The sequence below is a fragment of the Martinezella tropici genome, from assembly GCF_008370325.1.
Classification (GTDB): domain Bacteria; phylum Pseudomonadota; class Alphaproteobacteria; order Rhizobiales; family Rhizobiaceae; genus Rhizobium; species Rhizobium tropici_B.
Genome location: NZ_VNIP01000029.1, coordinates 1 through 4,166, shown reverse-complemented (window position 1 = coordinate 4,166; position 4,166 = coordinate 1). Strand labels below are relative to the sequence as shown.

4 protein-coding genes and 1 pseudogene are annotated in these 4,166 nt (G+C 61.5%); 1 reads left to right on the top strand and 4 read right to left on the bottom strand.

What is annotated here, in order from left to right; genetic code table 11:
- Nucleotides 1-221: hypothetical protein (locus FP026_RS30420; RefSeq protein WP_188112721.1), on the top strand; the 221-nt coding region annotated here is incomplete at its 5' end.
- A 10-nt stretch (nt 222-231) separates the two neighbouring features.
- Here FP026_RS30420 and FP026_RS29975 read toward each other — a convergent pair.
- The 4 genes and pseudogenes from FP026_RS29975 to FP026_RS29960 all read right to left on the bottom strand — a co-directional run.
- Nucleotides 232-1,413 carry an acyl-CoA dehydrogenase family protein gene (locus tag FP026_RS29975; RefSeq protein WP_149637711.1) on the bottom strand — a complete coding sequence of 394 codons (1,182 nt, stop codon included), beginning with the start codon at nt 1,411-1,413 and terminating at the stop codon, nt 232-234.
- Between the two features lie 111 nt (nt 1,414-1,524).
- On the bottom strand, nt 1,525-2,628 hold the full coding sequence (locus tag FP026_RS29970; protein WP_149637712.1) for an LLM class flavin-dependent oxidoreductase: 1,104 nt from the start codon (nt 2,626-2,628) through the stop codon (nt 1,525-1,527).
- A gap of 157 nt (nt 2,629-2,785) precedes the next feature.
- On the bottom strand, nt 2,786-3,874 hold the full coding sequence (locus FP026_RS29965) for an LLM class flavin-dependent oxidoreductase (protein WP_149637713.1): 1,089 nt from the start codon (nt 3,872-3,874) through the stop codon (nt 2,786-2,788).
- Nucleotides 3,871-4,166: pseudogene (locus tag FP026_RS29960) on the bottom strand (ABC transporter ATP-binding protein); the annotation flags it as partial. The pseudogene FP026_RS29960 and the gene FP026_RS29965, both read right to left, overlap by 4 nt.

The window sequence follows — 4,166 nt, the reverse complement described above, 5'->3', positions numbered from 1 at the left end:
AGCGCGACTCCATTGGCGGCATCGGCATCAACGAGCAGGCCACCCTCGAATGGGCGAGGCGAAAAGCCTCCTTGCGCCAGAATATCTGCCGTCGCTTCAAGCGATCCCAGCGCTTCTGTCACGCTTTCCACGAGTCACCTGAGAAGCCAACGATCAAATTGTTGCTCATTCGCGTTCCTTCCAAAAATGCGTTCGCGATAATCAAGGAGCGGCAACGCTAATGCGCTCCCGTCAGGCCGTTTTCAGAACGGGTACGGCCGGCCCGCGCGCTGTTTGAGCGAGCTCGGCCCGGTTCCATTTGTCGAAGGCAGCGCGGCCCAATATCGAGATGGATGTATCTTCCTGCGGAGCATGGATGAGCACGGACTGAATATCGCGAAAATGTCGTTCGAGGCCGAGATCGGCGTTGAGACCTGGATTGCCGATGCCACGAACCGCGATCTGCACGGCCTCGCGGATTTGCCGTCCCGCGATGAGCCTGGCCCTTATGAAGATCTCCGCATCACCATGGTTGCCGTCCAGCGCGCCAAAGATGATCTGGCGGGCGCCGGCGACGAGCAGGTCGATTTCGCCGGAGAGTGTCATGAAGCGCTCGGTGCGAGCGATGGGGTGACCGAGATTGGCGGGCACACGTTCATGGGCGAAACGAATGAATGCCTCCTGCGCGGCTTCGGCGGCGCCGAGATAGATTGCCGTCAGAGCCAGGTTGATCGCCGCATGCGCCCGATTGTCCTGCTGGGCAACCGAGGGATCGACGAGTTCGAGTACGTTTTCCCCGGGAATTTCGACATCGATATACTCCACATCATGCGATCCTGAGGCGCGCATGCCGAGGCTTTTCCAGTTCTCGATCACCTGAATGCCCGGCAATCCATTCGGCACCACGAAGGTCCCGACGCGTGCAGGCGTCTCATCGGTATGCGCCCAGACAAGGAAATGGGTGAGACCGTATGCACCTGTCACGAAGCGTTTGCGCCCCGTGATCGACCAGCCATTCGCCGTGCGGCGCGCGAGTGTCGCAGGCAGGCCGCCACGCGCCGGTGATCCCAGCTCCGGCTCGACGCGGGCGGCATTCAGCAATAGCGGCCTCTGCTTCGCTTCGCTCAGGAGGTGCCTGTAGAGATCGTCCGGCCAATGATTTTTCGTCGCCTGGCCGAGATGGGTGAAGATCGTCATAGCGCTGATCAAGGCCACCGAAGGATCACCCCGTCCCAATGCCGCCAGAATATAAGCGGCGTCGCTCAGCGCAGCGCCTTTGCCGCCATAGCGCGTTGCAACGGTGCTTTCGAGGAGCCCGCTCTCGTGCACGGCACGAATACCGGCCCAGGGAAATTGCCCGGTCTGGTCCGCGTCGGGTGCGGCTTCGGCGAGAACGTTCACAGTCGCGTCTAGGACGGTTGGATCATAGGACATACGGCTCAAGACCTTCTAGCTGTCGAGGGTGCGTCATCACGAGAGGGGCGGATAGTTCAGGTTGTCGTTAGAGAAGGTCATCTGCTCGGTGTTGGGCGCTAGGCCCACGCATTACGCCGCGTTTTTCTTCTTCGCATCCTCGCGTTCGCGAATGCCCTCCCGCACGAGCGGAAGGATGTAACGCCCGTAGTCGACGGCATCGTTGTAATTGTCATAACCGCGGATGGAGATCAGATCGGCACCAAGATCGATGTAATCGAGAATGGAATCGGCGATCGTGCGCGGTGAACCCACAAGCGCGGTGGTCGCGCCGCTGGCATTCGTGGCCGTGACGGTCGGGTACCACAAGGCGCGGTCATGGACATCGCCGCGCTTGGCAATCTCCAGGAGACGCTGGGAACCGACATTGGCCGGCGGAGTGGCATTGATCGGAGCACGTGCCAACCCCTTCTGGCGGTTGGCGTTCAGTTGGTCGAGGACGCGATGCGCCTTTTCCCATGCCAGATCGTCGGTCTCAGCCACGATCGGCCGGAAGGTGACCCAGATGCGCGGGCGGTCCGTTCGACCTGCCTTTGCGGCTTCCGCGTAGATCCGCTCGATCTGCTGTTTCGTTTCCGCGAGCGGCTCGCCCCAGAGGCCGAAGATGTCGCACAGCGAACCGCCAATGCGATAGGCGGCGTCCGACGAGCCGCCGAGCGAAATTGGAATGAGTCCATTGGTCGGGCGCACCGCGCTGCGGAATTGCTTGAACTGATAATATTTGCCATCGAAGTCGAAAGGTTCCGTCGATGCCCACGCCAGGCGCAGGATGCGGATATATTCTTCCTGCCGTTCATAGCGCTCTTCCTTGTTGAGGAAGTCGCCTTCACGCGCCTGCTCTTCGTCGCTGCCGCCGGCGATGAAGTGAACGACCACACGACCGCCGCTCAACTGATCGAGGGTTGCGAGTGATTTGGCCGCGACCGTCGGATAGACCGTGTTCGGCCTGAGCGCGACGATGATCTTGATGTGCTTCGTATGCGCGAGCACCGTGGCCCCGATCGTGAAGGGGTCGAACGAGGATGAGGAGTAGGGGATCAGCGTATAGTTGAACCCGTAGTCGTCGAGGGCTCGTGCGTAGCGCTCGAGAAAACCCGGATCCACAGGGGCGTCGGGAATGGGGTTGAGGTCGTTCGACGCGTTGGGAAAGCTAACGCTGATGAATTCCGCGGCCATGTGAGCTCCTATAGGCTTCCGAACAATGGGGGAAGGTTAAGTCGCGGCGATGAGGCGAGGAAGACAGGTCTTTCTTTTTCTATTGAATATATAGAAAATATTCGCTGCTCTCGCGGATGAGGTAGCACTGAGGCAACGTGACGAAGTTCGACCGACCTCACAAAGCCTCGGCAGGCGACCACCCAAGCGCTGGAGCAACCGTTGCCGCCAGATCGGTCAACAGCTGTATATTCTCGCCAAGCCTAAAAGCAGGTGGCAGAAAGAGCACGATCTCGTCTGCGGCGGCCAAGCCTGGATCATTGAACACCGCCTCGATCACCTGGTCGGGCGTACCTTGGAAGACAGGCGAAATCAGGATGCCGGCAGGCTGGCTGGGAGGCTCGAGCGCACCCTTGGGACGCGATGCGGCAATTCCCTTGGTGCGACGCTCGAGATCATAGGCGGCGTACTTTTCCCGCAGCTCTGCGCTGGTGCCGACGAGGATCGAGGCGGCGACGGCCACGGGTGGCGGCTCGGTTGCCCAAGTCTTGCGCCAGGTAGAGCGGAAGGTCTCGATGATGCGGGCCTGATATTGCCCGAACGTCTCCCCCTCGGCCTGGTCGTGCACGACCGTCCCCGAGATCAGCCCGATGCCGAGTTCGGCCGCCTGCACGGCTGAGCTTAGACTGGCCGAGCCTTGCCGGATGCGGGCCCGCAGGGTCGGGCTATGTGGCGTCACGCGGAGTTCTGCGCCTTGCGGCGCGCCCTGGCCCGGCTCGGCGACCGTGTGCAGGACGTCGCCTGCGATTGCGGAAAGGAAGCGTGCTTGCCGGCGTTTCGCTTCCGTGCGTGCGTCGGCATCGACAGCGCCGAACACGGCATCGAAGGCGCCATTGGCGCCGGTTGAGATAGCGAGTTCAAGCCGGCCATCGATCAGCAGATCCGTCGTGCCGGCCGCCTCCGCAAGCAGGATCGGATCCTGGTAGCGCATCGGGATGACCGCCGATCCAAGCGTGATGCGGCTGGTATGCTGTCCGACGGCCGCGAAGAAAGGAAGCGGCGAAGACAGATAATGGTCGAAGTGTCGCTGATAGGCCCAGCCTGACTGGTAGCCAAGCCGCTCGGCCTGTTTGAAGAGCTCGATCCCGTCACGCAACCCTTGAGCCGGCCCGGCCTCGTCGTTGAACGAGACCCGGGTGTTGAAGCCCAACCGCTGCTTCGGTCGGAACGACGCGGGAAGGGTGCTGGCGGCCGCAGCAATGGTCATGCAATCTTTTCCTTGCGAAGAGCCCGCTCCGGATCCGTCTGTGGCACGCGGGACGGAGCTGCGATGCCGGAGGGGATCGATCCCAGAAGCGATGCCGTATAGGGGTGTTGCGGGTTGTGGAAGATATCGCTGACGGTCCCGTGTTCGACGATGCGGCCACGCTGCATCACCGAGACGGTGTGGGCGAGCTGACGTACCAGGGCCAAGTCGTGGGAAACGAACACGTAGGTCAGGCCAAGATTTGCCTGCAACGACAGCAACACGTCGATGATGTCGGCCTGGACGGTGACGT